The following is a 322-nucleotide window of genomic DNA, read 5'->3' as shown; positions in this document are numbered from 1 at the left end:
TCGGATTGGCACACCGTCAAAGGTCAGGAGCTGCTGAAGTTTTACGAATCTTCTCCGGGTGAGCACAAAGGCTTCTGCTCAAACTGTGGCTCCAGCCTCTATACCAAGTTCGATGCAGCCCCCGAGATCTATGGTTTCCCACTCGGAACACTTGATACCGACCCAGAGGTAAAAGCAGGGCGCCATGTATTCGTGGGGAGTAAGGCTCCTTGGTTCGAGATTACAGATGATCTGCCTCAGCATGCAGAGTATGACTGAGGCAGTGATAACAAGCCGCGTAAGGCGGACGTCCCTGACGGGCCGCCGCTTCGCTCCGCGTTAT

General features: G+C 54.7%; 1 protein-coding gene. It reads left to right on the top strand.

The window, feature by feature from the left end:
* Positions 1-258, top strand: a 258-nt coding sequence (locus tag CLH62_RS20905) for a GFA family protein (protein WP_211285876.1), incomplete at its 5' end; no start/stop codon positions are given.
* Positions 259-322 lie beyond the last annotated feature (64 nt).

Source organism: Marinobacter guineae (genome assembly GCF_002744735.1).
Taxonomy (GTDB): Bacteria; Pseudomonadota; Gammaproteobacteria; order Pseudomonadales; family Oleiphilaceae; genus Marinobacter; species Marinobacter guineae.
The sequence above is the reverse complement of the archived record's forward strand: the minus strand, read 5'-3'. Positions and strand labels throughout refer to the sequence as shown.